Source organism: Wenzhouxiangella marina (assembly GCF_001187785.1).
Taxonomy (GTDB): Bacteria; Pseudomonadota; Gammaproteobacteria; order Xanthomonadales; family Wenzhouxiangellaceae; genus Wenzhouxiangella; species Wenzhouxiangella marina.
The window spans coordinates 71,324-90,060 of record NZ_CP012154.1; the positions used below are offsets into that span (position 1 = coordinate 71,324).

Genomic DNA, 18,737 nt, shown 5'->3' on the forward strand with positions numbered 1-18,737 from the left:
TTGACACTCCTTGACTTGCACCGGTCGCTGGCCCGGGGCTAGGGTGAAGCGTCGATCGCCGGCGGGAGCGCGCGATCGGCTCGGTTCCCCAGAGGAGAGCTCGTATGTCAGCAGCCACCACCGAACTGGTTCGGCTGGTCGATCGGATCACCTACGGTGCCAACCGTGGCTGGATGCGCCTGGCCGAATCGATGGGCTACGAGGCCTTCATCGACTGGCAGCTCGAGCCGGACCGGATCGATGACGGCGGCCTCGAGTCCGCCCTGCTCGAACTGCTGCCCACCCTGTCGATGGACGCCGCCGCTCTGGCTCGGCACATATTCGAGGAGCAGAACTTCGGTGCGGCGCAGCGTGATCTCACCATCGCCACTCTGATCCGGCAGATCTACAGCCCGCGCCAGCTGCACGAACGCATGGTCGAATTCTGGTCCGATCATTTCAACGTCACCATGAACAGCGCGGCCACCGGCTACTTCAAGTTCCTGGAGGACCGAGACCTGATGCGCCCGCTGGCCCTGGGCCGCTTCGAAGACCTGCTCCAGGCCGACGCCAGGAGCCCGGCGATGCTGTTCTATCTGGACAACTACCTGAGCACCGCCGACGGGCCGAACGAGAACTACGCGCGCGAAATGCTCGAGCTGCACACGCTCGGCGTCGACGGCGGCTACACGGAAGACGACATCAAGGAGACCGCGCGAGTCTTTACCGGCTGGACGATTCGTCAGCCGGCCAGCTTCTTCTTTGCCGCAGGCCTGCACGACTACGGCACCAAGACCGTGCTCGGCCAGCGCTTCGCGCCCAGCGGTCTGAGCGAGGGCGAGGCCCTGCTCTCGATGATCGCCGCCCACGAATCCACCGCCCGGCACATCGCCACCAAGCTCTGCCGCCGCTTCGTCGACGACTGGCCCGAGCCGGCACTGGTCGACAAGGTCGCCCAGGCCTTCAGTGATTCCGACGGCGACATCCGGATCACGCTCAAGGCCCTGCTGATGGATGCAAGCGTGCGCGCCCGCCTGCCGATGAAGCTCAAGCGACCGAACGAATTCAGCGCTGCCGCCCTGCGCGCCCTCGAAGCCGAGCTCGACGCGGCGGTGCTGACCAGTCACTACGACTCCCTGTCGGCCGGTGGCCAGCTGCCCTTCACCTGGCCGGCACCGAATGGCTACCCGGACCAGCGCGGCTACTGGCAGTCGACGAATGGCTTCCTGATGCGCTTCAACCAGGCCGCGCGCTGGACCGATGCCCTGGCCGATCGCTCGCCCGTGCTCCGCGAGGCCGCCCGCTTCGCCAGCCTGGATGATCAGATCGACTATCTCGAGCAGGCCCTGCGTCCATCCGGATTGAGCGGCGAGGCGCGGGCGTTGCTCAAGCGCTACAGCCGCCGCCTGTCCCCCGAAGGCCGGCTTCAGGCCATGGCCGGCTGGATCCTCGGCAGCGCCGAGACCCAATGGAGGTAAGCCATGAATCGACGCGAACTCTTGAAATGGATGGCGATTTCCGGCGCGGCTGCCTCGGCCCCGGGCTGGGTCTGGGCCATGGACGCGAGCGAGGGCAGCCACCCGGAACGCCTGATCGTGCTGTTCCTGCGCGGCGGCGCGGATGGACTGAGCTTGTGTGCGCCATTGGGCGACAGCGCCTATTTCGATCGGCGCCCGGCCCTGGCCATCCGCGAAGCTGACGGCCTGCCCCTGGACGCCTTCTTTGCTCTCCATCCTTCGGCCGGCTCCCTGAAGACCCTGTACGACGCCCAGGAGCTGGGCGTGGTCCATGCCGCCGGCCTGTTCACCGCCGAGCGTTCGCATTTCGAGGCCCAGGCGGTGATGGAGCAGGGCATCGACAGCCTGGATGCGGCACCCGGCGAGGGTTGGCTCGGGCGCTATCTGGCCAGCCTCAACGGTGGCACGCCGCTTCAGGCCGTGGCCCTGGACAAGGCCGTGCCCCTGTCGATGGCCGGTCTGGGCAGCGCCCTGGCCCTCGGCGCGATCGACGACTTCAGCCTGGCGCTCGATGCCCGGACCCGCCTGGCCCTCGCCGATCTTTATCGCCTCGACCCCCTGCTCGATCCCACCGCTCAGGCGGTCTTCGACGCAGCCGGCGCCCTCGGCCCCGTGCAGGCTCTGCCCATCGGCGCTGACTACCCGCCAAGCCCCCTGGGCACGGCCCTGGCCGATGCCGCACGTCTGATCAAGTCGGGCTCGGGTCTGAAGGCTGCTGCAATCAACACCGGCGGTTGGGACACGCACGAAAGCCAGAACGACGAGATCGCCGGCCTGATCGCGGGCCTCGGCGATGCCCTGCTCGCCTTCCGCAACGATCTGGGCGAGGAATGGGCGCGCACGACGGTGGTCGTGCAGACCGAGTTCGGCCGCCGCGTCGCGGAAAACGCCTCCGCCGGTACCGACCACGGCCACGGCGGCGTGATGTTCCTGGCCGGTGGCACGGTCAATGGCGGCCAGGTCCACGGCGACTGGCCGGGCCTGCATGACAGCGCCCTGTCCGATGGTCAGGACCTGACGGTCACGACGGACTACCGCCAGGTCTTCGCCGAGCTGCTGGCGACCCGCTTCGGCGTCACCGATTTCGCGCCGATCTTCAACGGCTGGCAGCCCGGCCCGTGGCAGGGCCTGTTCCTCCCTGCGGGTGAAGCCGCCGCCTTGCCGGCTCTGGGCGCACCGGCCCGTCTTGCCGTGCCGACCGAGGCCTGGACGCCTCCGGCGAGCCTGGACCTGGGCGGCCTATCGCTCGATCGGCTCGCTGCGGTTCGCTCGATCCGTTCCGAATCCGTTCGCTGAATACCGGGGCCTGCGGGCCCTTCGGGTTCGCAGCGAAAACCTCAATCGCCTTCGGCCAGCTCGCGCCAGTGCGCCTCCAGGGCTTCCAGATCGGGGTGGTCCGGCTGCGCCTCGCGCAGAGCGTCGATGGCCGCGCGAGCGTCTTCGAGTCGGCCCGCCTCCAGTGCTTCGCGAATCGCTTCCGCCGGGTCGACGGCATCCTCCAGCGGGCCTGCGTCCAGCTCCGCTTCGCGGAGTTCCATGGCCGCCGAGTCGGCGAGCGCATCCTGATCCGCCGCTCGGCGCTCGGCGGGCTCGGGGAGCGGTGCGAGCGAACTGGACAGGGCCGGCGCCTCGGGTGCGAATTCGGCCTCGCGTTCCGGGACGAGCGCTTCCTCCACTGCCGAATCCATCGTCTTGCCGCTGTACTGCTGCAGGCGCGAGAGCTGCCGTTCGGCGGCCGCGGGGGGCGGCGGTGCCGGAGGGGCGGACCGAGCGACCGGTTCGGCTCGATCGCTCAGGACCGCGCGCGATTCGGCCATCGGCGCGACTCGGCTTGATTCGGCTTCCTGCAGGCTGTCCTGCATGAAGCGCTCGCGCCCCTCGTCAGCGGCTCCGATTTCGGGCAGGGCCTCCGGCGCGGGGGGCGGGGTCTGGATGACCACGCCGATGGCCAGCACCAGCACCGCGGCCGTGGCTAGGCCGCCCATCCAGGGCAGCGGGCCCTTCAGCCGGCGATGCTTCACCGCCTCCTCGGCCCGGGCGCGAATCATCCGATCCAGACCGGCGGGCGGTTCGGCCTGGCCGTGCTCGCGGTACTGCCGCGCCAGCGCCTGCATGTCCTCGTCCATCGCCTTGTTCGTCGAGTTCGTCATGGTCCGGATGCCTCTCTGGCGGGTCCCAGTGCGGTCCGCAGCTTCGCCACCGCGTAGCGCAGCCTGGATTTGATCGTTTCGCGGCCGACCCCGTCCTGTTCGGCGATGTCGGCCAGGCTCAGGCCCGCCTCCTGCTGCAGGAGAAAGGCCTGACGTTGATCGCGCGGCAGCTGCATCAGCGCGTCTCGAAGACGGCGCGCGTCTTCATCCTTCTCGGCCTGGCTGTCCGGCTGGCCGCGCTCGTCGCTGGCCAGATGGTCCATGCCCTCGGCGGCATCGGTGGCCTGCCGGTCGAGCTTTCGCCAGTGGTCGACCAGACGGTTGTGCGCGATCCGGAAGGCCCAGCGCTTGAAGCCATTGCCGCGCTCGAAGCCATCGCGAGCGTGGATGATCCGCGACCAGACGTCCTGGTAGAGATCGTCGGCCAGGGCCCGCTCGCCGACCGCGTGCAGCAGGTAGCGATACAGCGGCTGACGGTAGCGCTCGTAGAGCTGATCGAATGCCGCGGCATCGCCTGCCGCGTAAGCCAGCATGAGCTCGTCGTCCGTGGCCTGGCTCAATTCGTCTTGTCTCCGTCCTTGTTCAGCAGGATCGGGGTCGCGGTTCCCGTGCCTTGTGGCCCGGGCCTGGCGGATTCCGCGCCCCGAATCACGTCAGCTTCATCCAAACAACGACTCAGATCAAGCAAAGGGGTTAAAGCGCCGGCGAATGTTTCTGCGCTTGGCTATCCGGAGTCCGCTGGAGGCGTGGCCGCATCTCCGCCCGAAAGTTGATCTGTATTTTCAGCTATCTCGATTATTTCATTTACAACCAAGCCGTCTGCGGCTAGCATGCGCACCGTGCTGGCGCAGTACCTTTTACCAAGGGGTTGGCTTTTTTCGGGAACGAATACAGTGATCGAATCTTCGAAAATCATGGCAGCGATGCTTGCCAATGTTCGTCTGGCTTGTGTGTTCGTCGTGCTGGTCTGGTGCCAACCGCCTGCAAGCGCTTCGAACGATCCTCTGGGCCTCTTCTGTCCGCAGTGCTATGACCTGAACTCGGCGAGACTGCTGGCTGAAAACCATGCGCCACCGGGGCCATCGGGACCGGGCTGTGGCGGCCTGTCGCCGGATGGGGAGGACGAGGATACGCACTCTGGAGAGCGCGCCTCGTTCGGAGGCTGCCAGACACCGATCCGGCGAGTGTTTCTGATCAATCAGACGTCTGGCCAGGTGTTTTCCTTTCGCGTCTGGCAGGAAGGAGGGCTCCCCGTGGCGATTTCTGAGCCGCTGAGTTCCGCCGAATCATTGGTCACCGACCGGATCATCGAGCTTCGAGTGGCCTGGGATGAATTGCTCCAGGGGATGACCATCGCCGGCGATCGACCCTTGGTCGCGAGCTACAGTCGGCCGGCGGGCTCGATTCGGACTACCGGCAGCTGCCCCGAGGGGACTGCGCTGGACGCCGTTCTCGATCCTGCGGTGATGATCCAGTACGAAGAACTGATCCGGCTGGCCGCCGTTCAAGGACTGCCTCCTTTCAATGAGGGCCAGTCATGGGTCAACAACATCAACGGCGTAGGCGCTTCGGCGTTCGGCTTCGGACTCTCGGCTCAATGGGAAGTCGGCGCCCAGACCTACTACGAGTTCACCTTCGAACGCAGCGAAGTCCCGACCCCGAATATTCCGGATCAATTGATCTTCGAGGTGGAATACCTCGGCAACGCCCCCGCGTCCGGGACGCCGCTGTTGAACATCCAGTTCAATCGAGACTTGAGTCGGGCGGCGGGTCAGCCAGCGCGCAACCTCGAGCGCGGCGGCTCCTATACCAATGAATGCGTGCTGGCCAAGATCGAGAGCGCGTTGACGGACCAGGGTTTCACCTTCCACTATCCGCCACACGATCCCACGCCTCGGCCCTTTCCCGAGTCTGGTGGTGGCTCGGGCTTCAATGTCGGCCGGTGCTCGAAGCGCCTGACGGCCAGGGTCAACGGCGAAGCTCAGTACAGCTTCATCATCTTCGTCGATTGCGTCCGGCCCTGATCGAGCTGGAACCGGCCGTCTGCTCAGGAGCGCAGGCGGCCGGCCCGAAGCCTGCCGTAAGTGAAGTCGGCCCTTCAGGCTGCTCGCCAGCACCCGGGACGCCCAATATCCCTGCAGTCTCCAGGATCGAGCGCGCCCGACCGGAGCCATGAGTAGGTCGGGGCCACGTCCCCGACGGTCCATGTCCAAGCATTCACCATGATCTGAATTGCCGGGCAAGCGGGTCTGGGTTGAGATGAAATCACGTCGGGCACGAAGACACGAAGACCCTCACCCTTCCCTTCGTGTCTTCTTCGTGCCCTTCGTGTTCATGCTTTTGGCCTTTTGACCCGGATCCTACTTCTCGCCGCGCTGGGCCATGCCCACGCTGTCGGCCAGGCGCACCAGCTGCAGGAACTCACCGCGGTAGCCGAAGGGGTCCTCGCCGCGGGCCGGCGTGGCCAGGGCCAGGATCTCGTCCAGGCTGTAGCCTTCCAGGTACTGCCCGCCACGCAGGTGCTGGCCGAAGGCCGAGACGGCGGCGGCGAAGGCCAGGCGCTCGGACATGCCACCGTCTTCCGGCCGGATGGCCTGCTCGATCAGGCGGCTCGTGTCCCCATCCGGGGCCTTGTAGCGCAGACGCAGGAAGGCGAGTTCACCGGAAGGATCGCCGCCGGTGCTCTCGGTCTGGTAGCGCAGCGGGTCGACGCGCTCGCCGCCGGAGCCGACCAGGGCGATCTCGTACAGGGCCGTGACCGTGTGGCCCGCGCCGATGTCACCGGCGTCGACCGCGTCGTTGTTGAAGTCTTCCCGTGCCAGCATGCGGTTCTCGTAGCCGATCAGGCGGTACTCGGAGACCAAGGCCGGGTTGAACTCGATCTGGATCTTGACGTCCTTGGCGATCATCATCAGGGTCGAGCTCAGCTCGTCGACGAGCACCTTGCGCGCCTCGTTCAGGCTGTCGATGTAGGCGTGCTGGCCATTGCCGGCGTCGGCCAGCTGCTCCATCAAATGGTCGTTGTAGTTGCCGGTGCCGAAGCCCAGGGTGGTGAGCGCTACGCCCGACTCGCGCTGGCGCTCGACCAGATCGATGAGGCTGTCGAAGTCCACCTGGCCGACGTTGAAGTCGCCGTCGGTGGCCAGGATCACGCGGTTGACGCCGCCTTCGATGAAGCCCTGACGGGCCTGGGCGTAGGCCAGCTCGATGCCCGCGCCGCCGTTCGTGCTGCCACCGGCCGACAGGCGGTCGAGAGCTGCAGAAATCGTGGCGTGCTCATTGCCCGGCGTCGACTCGAGTACCAGGCCCGAAGCGCCGGCGTAGACGACAATCGCCACGCGGTCGTCTTCATCGAGCTCGCGGGTCAGCATCTTCATCGAGTTGACCAGCAGGGGCAGCTTGTCCGGGGAATTCATCGAGCCCGAGACGTCGAGCAGGAAGACCAGGTTGGAGGCCGGGATACTGCCCGGGTCCGGGCGGTAGCCCTGCAGGCCGATCTGCAGCAGGCGGGTGTTGGCGTTCCAGGGCGTGGTGGCCTGCTCCACGGTCACGCTGAAGGGCGCGCCCCCGGCCTCGGGCACCGGGTAGTCGTAGCTGAAGTAGTTGATCATCTCTTCCACGCGCACGGCATCTTCCGGCGGCAGGCGGCCTTCGCGCAGCATGCGGCGGATGTTCGAGTAGCTGCCCGTGTCGACGTCGATGCTGAAGGTCGAGACCGGGGTTTCGACCACTCGGTGGACCGGGTTGGTGTCGATCTCGGCGTAGTTCTCCCGGTCGACGGGCCGGTCCGCTTGGCGCTGGGGCATGGCCATCGGCGGCGGGGCCGGTTGGCTGCTGAAGGTCTGTGCGCCGCTGACGGCCAGATCGCTCATCACGCGCTGCGCCAGCTCGGCCTGCGGCTGCGCCCGCCGTTCGCTGATCACCTTCTGCTCGGCCTCGGCGACCTGCCGGTCCGCCTCCTGGCGCTCCTCGACGACCGGCGTTTCCGGCCCCTGCGGCTCATTGGTGGTGGACGGCGCGCAGCCGGCGGCGAAAAAGGCCAGGCCTGCAGTCATCAGCGCCAGACTTCCATGACGTTGCCAGTGATTCATGATGTGCTCCTCGATGATGTTGGTTTCGGACTGAATTCGGGTGCTTCAGTCGAAACAACGCGCGGGAGCGGGAGAAGGGGTTAAGGATTTCGCGAGCCGCTTTTTCAACGACGGTTCAGGCGCTCTCGAAGGCGCTCTCGAAGGCCCTCGCAATGGTGTTCGGCGGCGGCCTCGATATCGGTAATCTGGCCGATTTCAACCGGCCAGAGCATCCAGTTGCCCTCTGGACCGACCCGGATCGTTCCCGTGATGCTGACGCACCGACCGTTGAGGGGCGCTGCTTTCTCTCGCATGGGTCTCGAGGCCTCCAGCGCGGCGCGTATGGCGTTGCGGTCATGGCCATGGTGTCCGATGAAATCCACCCACAGGGAACCGGTCTGTCCTCGGAGGGCCTGCGATTCGAACTCGAGATCCAGCAGCCCGACGACCGTCAGGCGGCGGTCGTGGAAGAACCGTTCGCCACCAAGCACCGCGTCGACACCGAATCGGTCAGGCTCGTCTGCAAGCACTGAACTTGCCGCCAGGCAGACGATCAGGGTCAGCAATGGATAGCTGCGCGCATGCATCCCCGGATTCTATCGTGCCATGCAGACAGACGCGCATGGCAGGCTCAGGGGAAGCAGGATGCGCGCGCCAAGCGGCCGATCAATGCAGGACCCTTTCAATCGCATCCGTGATGCCGCCGCCATAGGGCCGGGTCATGACCTTCGGGCACTCCATCGCAGGCGGTCTCGCCGCAGCCTCGCAGGCGGCTGTACCGGTCCAGTTGCTCGTCGCTCAGCAGCGGCAAGGTCTCGAGGTGCGCGTGGGGATGGACGTAGCGTAGCTCGCTTGACCGGCGTCCTCTGTTGGCGAACCGTCCCCCTCTCCTTGACCGATTTCCCGCCCGAATGCCGCTAGACATGGCTAAGGAAGCGGCCGATTCAGACCTTCGAGCCGCATTGCTTGACTCTGAAGGAGATGAAAACGATGTTGCGTTGGAGTGGTCTGCTCTTTGTTTCGATGATTGGATGGCTTGGCGCGGCTCAGGCGGAGACCGTGACCATGTCCTTCGGCGGCCTGACGTCGGGAGTGACGGTCTACGAGGAGAATCAACTCCGGCTCGTCAGCAACGCCGCGATGTTCGTCAGCGGCACCTCACTGCCGGATCCACCGGGCTTGCTCCCGAGCAGCTTGGGCATGCAGTTCACGCTGACCGCGCTGCACGGCGGCACCTTCGACATGATCAGTATCGACATCCGCGAGCTGAATGAAAGTCTGGGCCCGCAGTCCCTGAGCTTCATCGGCACGCGTGAGGACAACAGTACCGTTCAGGTCTCGATCAACACCGACGGGGTCTGTTGTCAGGCCGGCGACAATTTCGGCGTGGAGACCTTCGATCTGTCCGCGATGACGGGTCTGGTCTCCCTCCAGTGGTTCAGTAGCCTGGTCTCCTACGACGACATCGTCGCCACGCTGATCCCTCCTGACGCCGTGTTCGAGGACCGCTTCGAGTTCTGACCCGGGCCGAGCGTCGACATCGCCCGGTCCGTGCTCAGAACCGCTGCCGGTAGCGCAGCCAGGCGATCCGTCCGTAATCGTCGTAGAGGCGGGGGCCATTGATCAATCCGGCATACGGCTGGCGTCGGTCCGCGAGATTATCGACGCCAAGCGACACGTGGCCATTCCAGGGCGAATCCCAGGCCAGCTGGACGTCGTGGGTGGTCCAGCTCGGGAGTTCGGTACGGCTGCGTCGGCGTTGCGAAGCGATATGGTTCACCACCCAGCTCAGGGTCAGATCGCGAAACCGGGCGCGGGTGAACCATTGGCCGCGCCACTCGGGCACACCGGGCAGACCGACGAGGTCGGAGCTGGAGTTGTCGCTGGCGCGATCCAGCCAGGAGGCCCGTAGCGTGCTTGCCAGATCGAGCCAGTCGTTGGCCCATCGGCTGTCCACCTGCAGATCGATCCCACGGCGTTCCGCGCGGCCCCCATTGACCAGGCCGTTCTGCACGAAGATCCAGGCGACTTCGTTCAAGACCGATTGATCCGGATCGATCGGTTGGATCAAGACTGCCAGCCCCTCCTCCGGGAAGTCCTGGCCAGCGTTGATCAGGGCGATGGACTGGTCGGGGCAACGGATTGCGACGCCGAAGAAGCAGTCGACGATGCCCGCGGGTCCGAGCCGTCGAGCTCGGCCGGTCAGGTCCAGGTCGAAGGCATCGACGGAAATCGACAGCTGCGGGCCCAGATCGGCACGCAAGCCAATGCTCCATTGGTGGGCGATTTCGTAACGGAGGGCGGGATTGCGAGTGGTTCGCGATTCAATGCGATAGCGGCAGTCGGTCAGGTCCAGGCCCAGGTAGTCACACAGCGCCTGACTTTGCGGCAGTGCGGGAACGACAAGATCCGGCTCAACCGGGAACTGAAGCCCCTGCCCGAGCAAGGGCGGTTGGCCGCTGCGAGTCCATGCTGCTCTGACGCTGAAGGCCTCGTTCAGGGTCCATCGGGTGCTGGCGCGGGCATTCAGGACCGTTCCCAGATCGTCTGCCCGATCCCAGCGCAGGGCCAGCTGCGACTGCAGGCGCTCTCCCCAGGGCGCTTCGGCTTCGCTGAACAGACTCCAGACATCACGTTCGGCCTGCATCCGGTTGAGGCGCGGCAACAGCTCGTATCTGGTGTTGATCGATGCAGTGGTCGGCCGAATTTCCAGCTGTTCTTCCCGCCACTCGACACCGATACCCAGTCGAACCGGCCCTCCGGACAGATTCACGAAACTACCGCGGGCTGCGGCCCGCAGGTGCCAGTCCTGCCAACGGGATCTTGAGCGCAGGTCGGCTTCCATGCCCTCCAGGACCGACGGCGGCACATCGCCGATGTCATACAGGTTGTAGCGCCCATCCAGCAGTGCTTCATGGGCGGCCGGCAGGAGGAGGGAATTGGTGCCTTCCGCATCGAGGCGGGCATTGTTGTAGCCGGCACCAAGATCAAGTGTGACCGGGCCGATCCGTTGAACGAGAGCCAGATCGAGTCTGGATGCGTCGGTGGTTTCGATGCGCTGAATCGGCCCGTTGGCCGCGAAGCTGTGTTCGATGAAAACTGGCTCGCTGGAGAGAGCGTCGAACTCGTTCCAGTCAGGGTTGAGTCCGCCCTCCTCCGGTGGCGTCGAGGGATGATTTGGACTCCCGGGGGGCAGAGCCGGAAGGCCGATCCCGGCCACATTGCGAGTAAAAACATGGGACGGCCAGCCCTGGCCGCGCAGGCGCGTTCTCGTTATGGTGGCAGCGACCGACAGCACTTTGTCAGACCCCATCTCGAAGGTGGCCCTCGAGAACAGGCTGCGGTTGTCGCTGGCCATATTGCGCTGCACATCCAGGCGTTGATCGTAGGCGCAGTAGCGAGTGCCATCCGCCAGCTGCAGCAGCTCGAAGCCGCGGCCTCGGCATCCAGCGCCATTGGGAACTCGCTGCGGACCATCGGCCGAGTCGAACAAGAAGTTGTTGCCGAAAAGGCTGAGACCCGGAAACGCCTGGGCAGGCAGGTCATATTCATGCAGCGCCTCGCGTTGGTCGTGTCCGACACCGACAAGGAGCTTGCCACCGGCCCAGTGGGTTCCGAAAAGGGCCGAGGCTTCGCGCCGTTCCCCGCCCCGGTCGTTCGGCGCCGATGCACCGAGAGCGATCTCGCTGCCCTCGAAACCCGAACGTGTCACCAGGTTGATCACGCCGCCGACGGCGCCGGCTCCATGGACGGCAGCTGCACCCTCGGGCAGCACTTCGATCCGCTCGATCATCGCCAGCGGCAGGGTCAGCAGGTTGACTGCCTGTCCGCTATGAGGATCGAGCGGCCAGCGCTGACCATCCACGAGGACCCGCGTGTAGCCAGCGGGCAGGCCGCGGAGCTCGGCGCTGGCAAGGACTGGCTCATGCGTCAGCAGATTCAGGTAAGCACGCTCGCTGCCCGAAACGTTCAGCGGCAGGTCCCGCAGTAGTTCGGCCAGTGAGAACTGGCCCGAGGCCTCGATCCAGTCGCGATCGTAGACCTGAACGGGTCGTCCGCCATCCGATCCCAGTCTCGAGGCCGTGGTGGATGCCTGCGCCCCACTCGCCGCCTCCGCTGCCGCCTCGTCACCACTGAATCCAAGTGCGGAATTCATAAGCGCCAGACTCAGACTCAGACCCACCCACATCCATGCATGCTTCATGTGCTTCTCCCCATCGCCGATTTCCGGAAGGCCGCTCCCGGGTGCGTCCCGAGCGCGGCCCATCCACGCGGCTTCAGTCTGGGTCGACATCGCTCCGGCCACCATGGATGGCCCGGGAAAAGGCCCTGAAGTTTCTCTGAAAGCTCGCTGAAATCGGGTCGCGAAGGCGACGTCTGGAGAACGTCCCGTTTCGTTTCCGACCCTCGGCATGCGGAGCAGGGGCTGGAATCGAGCTATCGTCCGACCCCGGCCGAGTTGTTCTCGATCGAAGCCACGACCGATGCCCTCGAATCGGTCGCCTGGCGGATTGAAGACGGCTCAGGATTCGTCGATCAAAGCCAGCGCACGATCCAGCGCGGCCTCCGCGGCGACTTCGATGTCGGGCTCGACGCCTCGGCGATCGAGACGTTCCAGGCTCGGGGTGACATAGTCCGCCACCGGTACGAACAAGCGCAAGGTGTCGTCCAGCGGGAAATGCTCGGCGCTGAGCATGGCGCCGGCGGTGCGTTCGCCGAGGATGGGAATGCCGGATTCCTGCAGGCGGCGCGCGAGGGGCTCGCAGGTGCTGGCCGTGTCGCCGTCGACGAGGATCAGGGTCTGTCCCTCGAAGATCGGCTCGTCGTGGGCGGGCAGGATCAGGCGGGCGGCGCCGTCGTTTCGCAACTTCCGTGCATAGGCCGCCAGATCGAGTTCGTCGAGGGCTTCGATGGCCTCGTATTGATCTGCGCTCGGGTAGTCGCCGTGTCGGTCGAACCAGCCACGTGCCAGAAAGGCGCCGGCATCGAGGGCGTCCCGATGCAGGGCGCGCGACAGGGCGACGGCCGTCGGGAAGGAGCCACCGGGGTTGCCGCGGAGGTCGATGATCAGGGCCCGCGGCTGGCGCTCGATGACGGTGGCGAGAATCTCGCTGAACTCGGCGGGATCACCCTCGAACATCCGGATCCGGACCAGTGCGACGTCCTCGCGCGGCCATTCCAGGCTGATCATGGCTTCGGCCTCTCCTGCGGGCGTCGGCGGCGACTGCCATTTCAGGCGGAAATGGGTGAAGGGCAAGGCCTCGGCGGCGTCGTTGAAGGCGCGACGGAAGTCGTCATCGTCGAGGGCCTGGGTGGCCGGATCGCGCAGGATGGCGGTGAAGTTCGCCCATGACTCGCCCTTGACGAAGGCCGGGTTGGCTACGGCCGCTTCGGCGGTGGCGATGGCGCGTTCGACGAGCGCGGCCCTGGGGCCAGGCTCAGCGGCTCGATCGGCGTGGACGCAAGGCGCGCCCAAGGCCAGCATGACCGCAAGGGTGGCGCTTTGGATAAGGGGCTTGAATCGCATGGCAGGACTCGCTGGGTTGACGGACGAAGCTCCATTCTTGGGCCCGAAAACCCACCGGTCCAGCGGGGTTTGACGAAGCTGAAGCTTGTTTGACGACGATGAAGGGCCGCTGTGGGCCTGCCTCAGACTTCGCCCGCGGCGGCCTCCAGACGCGCAAGCTCGAAGCGAGGTGACACGGGGACGTCGCGATCGCTGCCTTCGAGTCGGACGAGGCGCTTGCGGGCATTTCCCTCGATGGCCTGGACGCGTGCGGGGTTGATGAGATAGGAACGATGTACGCGCAGGGCATCGGGAAGCTGGGACTCGATCTCGGCCAGGGTGGCGCGGAACATCCGTGCTGCGGTCTGACCACGGCGCCGATAGTGCAGCGTGACGTAATTCTGCTCGGCTTCGGCCAGGATGAACTCCGAGGGTGCCAGCCGCAGGCGATCGTCCTGGTTGCGCCCGGTCAGCACGATGCGCTCTTCGCCCACCCGATCGCCCAGCATGGCGATCAACGAGCGCCGGATCAGCATCGCGGGCGGCGCCAGCAAGGGCAGATAGGGAATGGCGATGAACAGGGAAAAATCCTTCCACTGGTCGAAGCGGAGCGGCTGCTGGTTGATGACCAGAGTGTTGTAGAGATAGGCCGCGTTGAAGACCAGCAGGACCAGCAGAGCCAGGGAGGCCAGTTCGTGGCCCAGCCGCCAGACGCTGCCCCTGCGCTCGATCCACCAGCGCGACAGGCCGTGAACCAGCAGGAAGGGCAGCAGCACGCACAGTCCGTAGCCGGACAGTCGCAGGTTGCGAAAAGAGGCTTCGTAGCGGTCGGTGCCGAAGGGCTCGAAGAACAGCAGGGTAAACACGACCAGGGCGCCGACGGTGCTGCCGACCCCGATCGGCAGCCACCAGGAGTCGACGAAACGCAGCGGCCGCAGAAGCCTCGCGCGGAGCGTCGAACCGATTCCTCTGTTTCCCTTGCCAGGCATGAGGCCTAGCTTACCTGCTCGAATTTGCTCACGGCGAACGGCGCCTCCGGATGCATCGCCGCTGCCTGGGGCTGCTGGCACCATCTCGGTGGCCCGGTCGAACCGCGTCGGCTGCCAGGGCCGAGCGTTTAGCAGAGCCGGGAATCAGCGCCGACAATCAACCGGGGAGTGCGTGCACTCCCCGAAGGAATTCCAGCGCGAATCAGCGGAGCTGGATCCTATTGCCCCGCGCATCGCTGAGGGCCAGGTCCACGGTGACTGCGTCCGAGTCCAGTTCGCGCAGATCCACCCGCAGGCCGAAGGCCGGCATGGCAGGCGGTTCGGGCTGTGGATCGAAGCCGACCAGAATGCCGGGCGGGACGAGGACGTCGTTCACAGCGGCGCGAATGCTGAGATCTAGATGAACGACTGAACGGTCCGAATAGAGTGCGGCTATGCGGAAGCCGCCGCGGCAGGACTCGGGGATGCGAACTTCGCGGAAGACCGGGTAGAGCTTGATGTCGACCGGGAGCTCGCAGGAATCGCCCTCCAGGGACATCTGGATCAAGCGAGCACGGCTGTCACCGATGCCGATCAGCATCTCCAATTGCCCGGTTTCGATGCCGCTGAACACGACGCTCGGCGTCGGTGAGGAAAGGTCTCCCGAGATCATCAGTCGTGCCGGCGGTTCGGGCTGCGGATTGAAGCCCACGAGCACGGCGTCGGGCAAGACGCCGACCAGGTCATCTCGGACTTCAGGTTGATAGATCACGCTGCCGGCGCTGGCCGTACTGGCGACCAGCAGGCCGACGCTCAAGGCGCAGGCCATCGTGGCGTTGCGGCGGGTTCGCGGGTTGACGAATTTGCGGATCATGGTTTTCATGGCGTTCCTCGATCAGACGATGAATGGGTCTTGTCCTGATCAATGCCGCCGCGGGCAGAATCGCACATCTGTCTCTGTCGGACCGCTTTTGAATCCTGATCCGCGGAACGCCTTGGTGACGCAGACGCCCTTGCCTTCATTGCATAAAAAAGGCCCCGGCAGTGCGCCGGGGCCAGGTTCAGGGATCGGAGGGCAGCGATCCCGGAAGAAGCTCAGGCTTGCGGGCCGCCGAGCGACCCGCAGCCATCGTCGGTCTCAGTTTCCGCCCGAGTAGCGGTTGTCTCCCGGATACGAGGCCGTGCCCGGCAGCGACCAGCTGTAGGTGTCGGAGATGTAGTCCGGAATGAAGCGGACCTTGCGCCAGACCGCATCCGATTCGCCGGTCAGTTCGTCATCCTGCCCCCAGACGCCATACAACCAGGAGCCATCCGGGCTTGCCTCGAGGCTGGCTTCTCCCGAAGCTAGACCCTGGGCGCCTTCGAAGGGATCGAATTCGTTGCAGAAGCCGGAGCCCGGGACCGCCGCCAGGTAGTTGGCCGGCAGCGAGGTTACATCGTGGAGATCGTTTGGATAACAGTTCTCCAGGCCTGCGTTCGGGTCGCTCGAGCCCGTATCTTCCGCCCAGACCGTGTAATGATCGCCGAAGCGGATGCCGCGGCCGTAGAACAGATCCAGCGGTTCGGCTTCGCCTTCCTCGACCGTGGAGTTGTCTCCGGTCTCGTAGACGATGAAGTACCGCGAGGCGTCGCGGATGTCGGCCGGATCGGTGCTACCGACGATCGTGTTCGGTGTCGGCGAGTAGCGTGGATCGAGGATCGTGAACTGCTGCGACTTCAGCTGTGATACGTTGCGAGCCTGTTCCGGCGCGCCGGCCCCGTAGCCGTAGCAGCCCACCGGTTCATCGGAGGTGCCACCGCCCTGGCCACGGAAGATCTCGCAGTGCACGGTGCCTTGCGCCATGTCGCCGTAGCTGATGCCCTGACGATCCGTGTAATCCGCCGGCAACGTGGTCCAGGTCAAGCCACCATCGAAGGATCGGCGGATGTAGAGCTGGTAGCGGTCCTGACCGCGGGAGTTCAGCTTCCAGTTCGGCGCCCAGGCGTAGAGCATCATCACGAAGTCGCCGTCCAGGAAGCCACGGTGGCCCTTGGCGACGTCGAGCGGGTTGTACCAGCTCTGATCGGTCAGGTTGTTCGTGCGGTTGGTGAGCGAGTCTTCGCAGGTGAAGCTCGCATCCGGGTCGCTGAGCCCGTCGAAGCCCGCCGCGCTGACCGCGGTGCCGCCGGTCATGCCCGGCTGGCACTGGTGCCAGGTCAGCACCTTGGTCGTGTTGGGCTCGGGTATGTCGGAGCCTTCCAGGATCGGGTTGGTGTCGCCGATGCCGGTGACCGGATCGACGGTCGGGCAGGCCGTGCTGCCGAGGGTCGAGGTGTCGAAGCAGACGTCCGGCGTGACCGAGGACAGATTGATCGCCGGATCGAGACAGAGGCCATCGGGATAGAAGGGGTTGGAGCCGTCCGCATAGGCCCAGGTGTCGCAGGCCATGTTCGTGAAGGCATATGGGTTCTTGACGCCGTTCGTCGTGTCATCGAAATCGGCCGGCAACAGGATCCGGCGGGCCATCACGTCGGCGGGTCCACCCTGCTGCATGGCGCCCTGCTTCCATGTCGGGAAGGCGACCAGGCCCAGAGTTTCGGGTGCGGCGCCTGCCAGCCGAACGGTGGACTCGAAACGGTCGGCGAAGATCAGGTCGCTGAGCGCCGTGGTGGCGACCTTCGCGAAGGGCTGCGCAAGCAGGCTGCCGCGACGGGCGATCTCGGTGCGGTAGATGTCGAAGTTGCCCGTGTCGAAGTCCCACAGGGACCCGGTGCTGACCGGAGCGAACATCGTGCCCGTCTCCCAGTCGATCTCGGGCTGGTTCAGCATGTTGCCGTGGCTGCCAAGGTTCTCGATCAGCTGCGCCGATTCCTCGACGCTGGTATCGCTCAGCGCCATGCTGAAGCTGTGGTACCACATGTTCTTGCCGATATCGAAGGTCTCGCAGTTCGCGTCCACTTCCGGATCGCAGCCCACGATGCCGGTCTCGGTGTCCACACCGAACTGGCCCAGGCCCTTGCTTTCTTCGGCAACGAGCACGACCCAACCGCTGTCGGTGATGTCGTCGTCGTTGGAATCGAAGCCATACAGTCCGACGCGCGGACGGGTCGAGGCGGTATTGCCGACCAGGGGCAGGCCGTCTTCGGTCACGCAGACGTTGGTCTGGACGCGTTCCTGGCCGATCCGCACGGTGGCGTTGGCGATCTGGGCGCACATGTCCCGCATGCCGTAGTCACCGACCGGATCCGGCAGTCCCGGATTGTTCGCCACCAGGGCCGAGCCGTTGCAGTAGGGGGCCGGGTTGTCGACGTTGCAGGGGGCGTTGTCTGTCAGGCGCATCGGCATGGCGAAGGGAATGCCCGGCTTTGGTCGGTTCGATTCACCGGTGTAGGCGGCGTACTCGACGATGGTCCCGTCGTCCTGCTGCACTTCGTCGAAGTATTCCCATTCGATGTAGGAGTACCAGACGTCGGTCTGGGAGTTCGCGACCGCGCCGCTCCAGCCCTCACCCGGGCCTTCGCCCTGGCCGGCGCGCAGGCCTTCCGGGTCCTCCTGCCAGGTGATCACGGCACCCGCGCCCTCGACCATGGCCACTTCGACGCGGTTGACGTCGCGGCGGCCGGAGGTCAGACGCTCGGCCTTGCGCCAGATCATGTCGTAGGTGCCGTCGTCCATCAGCTCCAGCGAGCCGCGTGCAGTCCACAGACAGCTGAAGGGCACTTCACCGACGGGATGGTTCTGTTCGAACTGATCCTGCGCATAGTCCACCGAACCCTGCGAGCCGGCGACCAGGAACATGTCGATCAGGTAGAGGTCATCGGGTGACGGCGTGTTCAGATCGATGCCCATGTAGGCGGCGATCGCGTCGCGGCGGGTCGGATCACTGCTCTCGAGCGTGTAGTTGGGCTCACCGCCATCGCAGTAGCGGCTGAACCAGGCGACCAGGGCCTGATTGCCGGCCGTGGCCTGGAAGATATTGATGACGTCACCGGGGTAGTTGATGCCGTCGTCGGCATAGAGAGCGACATCCGGGCGGTCGAAGTCGGCCGAGCTGAGGTCGGAGGATTCTGACAGGTCCGTGCGCTTCCAGGTCAGGCCGTCATCCAGGGTCACGGCCGCGTAGGCCTCGCGCTTGCCGTGGCCGGCAAAGCCGATGCCTTCGAGGGTCACGGGATACTCGACATCGCCGTAGACGAACACGCCAATCTGCGGTCTCGCCTCGGAGTAGACGTCGACCTGGTCGCCGTCGATGTTGTAGCGCGGAACGTCGGTCACCAGGGTGCCGTCGGCGCGCTGGGCCGGGATGTAGGACCGCATGACGTCGATGAAGGCGTGCGATGCCTCGCCACCTGGCGTCAGATTGTCGGTCATCATGCGCTCGAAGCGCGATCCCGGCACCCCGTTCGGGCCGGCGCCATCATCGGCCAGGGCCGGCCCGCCGGCCAGCAGGGCGATGGCCAGGCCGGAAGCCAGGCTGTTTCGAATGAAATTGGATTTCGGCCCCCGATCAGGCGCGACCGAATGTACAGTCCGTGTACGCATAGACCCTCCTAGAAGAATGGTGTCG

General features: G+C 65.5%; 13 protein-coding genes. 4 read left to right on the top strand and 9 right to left on the bottom strand.

What is annotated here, in order from left to right:
• The first annotated feature begins 104 nt into the window (after positions 1-104).
• Both WM2015_RS00290 and WM2015_RS00295 read left to right on the top strand, forming a co-directional pair.
• Positions 105-1,457 carry a DUF1800 domain-containing protein gene (locus WM2015_RS00290; RefSeq protein WP_049724167.1) on the top strand — a complete coding sequence of 451 codons (1,353 nt, stop codon included), beginning with the start codon at positions 105-107 and terminating at the stop codon, positions 1,455-1,457.
• Between the two features lie 3 nt (positions 1,458-1,460).
• Positions 1,461-2,792 carry a DUF1501 domain-containing protein gene (locus WM2015_RS00295; protein WP_049724168.1) on the top strand — a complete coding sequence of 444 codons (1,332 nt, stop codon included), beginning with the start codon at positions 1,461-1,463 and terminating at the stop codon, positions 2,790-2,792.
• Positions 2,793-2,833: 41 nt separating this feature from the next.
• Here WM2015_RS00295 and WM2015_RS00300 read toward each other — a convergent pair whose 3' ends face one another.
• Positions 2,834-3,646, bottom strand: a complete 813-nt coding sequence (locus WM2015_RS00300) for a hypothetical protein (protein WP_049724169.1) — start codon at positions 3,644-3,646, stop codon at positions 2,834-2,836.
• Positions 3,643-4,206, bottom strand: coding sequence for an RNA polymerase sigma factor (locus WM2015_RS00305; RefSeq protein WP_082169314.1), 564 nt, complete (start codon positions 4,204-4,206; stop codon positions 3,643-3,645). Before WM2015_RS00305 ends, WM2015_RS00300 begins: the two co-directional genes overlap by 4 nt.
• A gap of 270 nt (positions 4,207-4,476) precedes the next feature.
• On the opposite strand from WM2015_RS00305, the gene WM2015_RS00310 reads away from it, so the two are divergent.
• Positions 4,477-5,670, top strand: a complete 1,194-nt coding sequence (locus tag WM2015_RS00310) for a hypothetical protein (RefSeq protein ID WP_156200708.1) — start codon at positions 4,477-4,479, stop codon at positions 5,668-5,670.
• 336 nt (positions 5,671-6,006) lie between these two features.
• Here WM2015_RS00310 and WM2015_RS00315 read toward each other — a convergent pair whose 3' ends face one another.
• Both WM2015_RS00315 and WM2015_RS00320 read right to left on the bottom strand, forming a co-directional pair.
• Positions 6,007-7,737: a vWA domain-containing protein gene (locus tag WM2015_RS00315; protein ID WP_049724171.1), complete on the bottom strand. Its 1,731-nt coding sequence runs from the start codon at positions 7,735-7,737 to the stop codon at positions 6,007-6,009.
• A gap of 104 nt (positions 7,738-7,841) precedes the next feature.
• Complete coding sequence (locus tag WM2015_RS00320) at positions 7,842-8,303, bottom strand: hypothetical protein (protein WP_049724172.1); 462 nt, start codon at positions 8,301-8,303, stop codon at positions 7,842-7,844.
• 403 nt (positions 8,304-8,706) lie between these two features.
• Between WM2015_RS00320 and WM2015_RS00325 the strand changes: the two genes are divergently transcribed.
• Positions 8,707-9,237, top strand: coding sequence for a hypothetical protein (locus WM2015_RS00325; RefSeq protein WP_156200709.1), 531 nt, complete (start codon positions 8,707-8,709; stop codon positions 9,235-9,237).
• A 34-nt stretch (positions 9,238-9,271) separates the two neighbouring features.
• Here WM2015_RS00325 and WM2015_RS00330 read toward each other — a convergent pair whose 3' ends face one another.
• From WM2015_RS00330 to WM2015_RS00350, 5 genes are all read right to left on the bottom strand, one after another.
• Positions 9,272-11,920, bottom strand: a complete 2,649-nt coding sequence (locus WM2015_RS00330) for a TonB-dependent receptor domain-containing protein (protein ID WP_169751063.1) — start codon at positions 11,918-11,920, stop codon at positions 9,272-9,274.
• Positions 11,921-12,238: 318 nt separating this feature from the next.
• Positions 12,239-13,243, bottom strand: coding sequence for a S41 family peptidase (locus tag WM2015_RS00335; protein WP_082169316.1), 1,005 nt, complete (start codon positions 13,241-13,243; stop codon positions 12,239-12,241).
• Between the two features lie 122 nt (positions 13,244-13,365).
• Positions 13,366-14,211 carry a LytTR family DNA-binding domain-containing protein gene (locus tag WM2015_RS00340; RefSeq protein ID WP_049724176.1) on the bottom strand — a complete coding sequence of 282 codons (846 nt, stop codon included), beginning with the start codon at positions 14,209-14,211 and terminating at the stop codon, positions 13,366-13,368.
• Between the two features lie 202 nt (positions 14,212-14,413).
• Entirely contained in the window at positions 14,414-15,073 is a 660-nt protein-coding gene (locus WM2015_RS00345; RefSeq protein ID WP_049724177.1) for a hypothetical protein, read from the bottom strand.
• A 255-nt stretch (positions 15,074-15,328) separates the two neighbouring features.
• Complete coding sequence (locus tag WM2015_RS00350; protein WP_049724178.1) at positions 15,329-18,712, bottom strand: choice-of-anchor O protein; 3,384 nt, start codon at positions 18,710-18,712, stop codon at positions 15,329-15,331.
• Positions 18,713-18,737 lie beyond the last annotated feature (25 nt).

Bases quoted from the DNA above. Each gene is read 5' to 3' on its own strand.
- WM2015_RS00290 (WP_049724167.1), top strand. From the start codon at position 105: ATGTCAGCAGCCACCACCGAACTGGTTCGGCTGGTCGATCGGATCACC.
- WM2015_RS00295 (WP_049724168.1), top strand. From the start codon at position 1,461: ATGAATCGACGCGAACTCTTGAAATGGATGGCGATTTCCGGCGCGGCT.
- WM2015_RS00300 (WP_049724169.1), bottom strand. From the start codon at position 3,646: ATGACGAACTCGACGAACAAGGCGATGGACGAGGACATGCAGGCGCTG.
- WM2015_RS00310 (WP_156200708.1), top strand. From the start codon at position 4,477: ATGCGCACCGTGCTGGCGCAGTACCTTTTACCAAGGGGTTGGCTTTTT.
- WM2015_RS00315 (WP_049724171.1), bottom strand. From the start codon at position 7,737: ATGAATCACTGGCAACGTCATGGAAGTCTGGCGCTGATGACTGCAGGC.
- WM2015_RS00320 (WP_049724172.1), bottom strand. From the start codon at position 8,303: ATGCATGCGCGCAGCTATCCATTGCTGACCCTGATCGTCTGCCTGGCG.
- WM2015_RS00325 (WP_156200709.1), top strand. From the start codon at position 8,707: ATGTTGCGTTGGAGTGGTCTGCTCTTTGTTTCGATGATTGGATGGCTT.
- WM2015_RS00330 (WP_169751063.1), bottom strand. From the start codon at position 11,920: ATGAAGCATGCATGGATGTGGGTGGGTCTGAGTCTGAGTCTGGCGCTT.
- WM2015_RS00335 (WP_082169316.1), bottom strand. From the start codon at position 13,243: ATGCGATTCAAGCCCCTTATCCAAAGCGCCACCCTTGCGGTCATGCTG.
- WM2015_RS00340 (WP_049724176.1), bottom strand. From the start codon at position 14,211: ATGCCTGGCAAGGGAAACAGAGGAATCGGTTCGACGCTCCGCGCGAGG.
- WM2015_RS00345 (WP_049724177.1), bottom strand. From the start codon at position 15,073: ATGAAAACCATGATCCGCAAATTCGTCAACCCGCGAACCCGCCGCAAC.
- WM2015_RS00350 (WP_049724178.1), bottom strand. From the start codon at position 18,712: ATGCGTACACGGACTGTACATTCGGTCGCGCCTGATCGGGGGCCGAAA.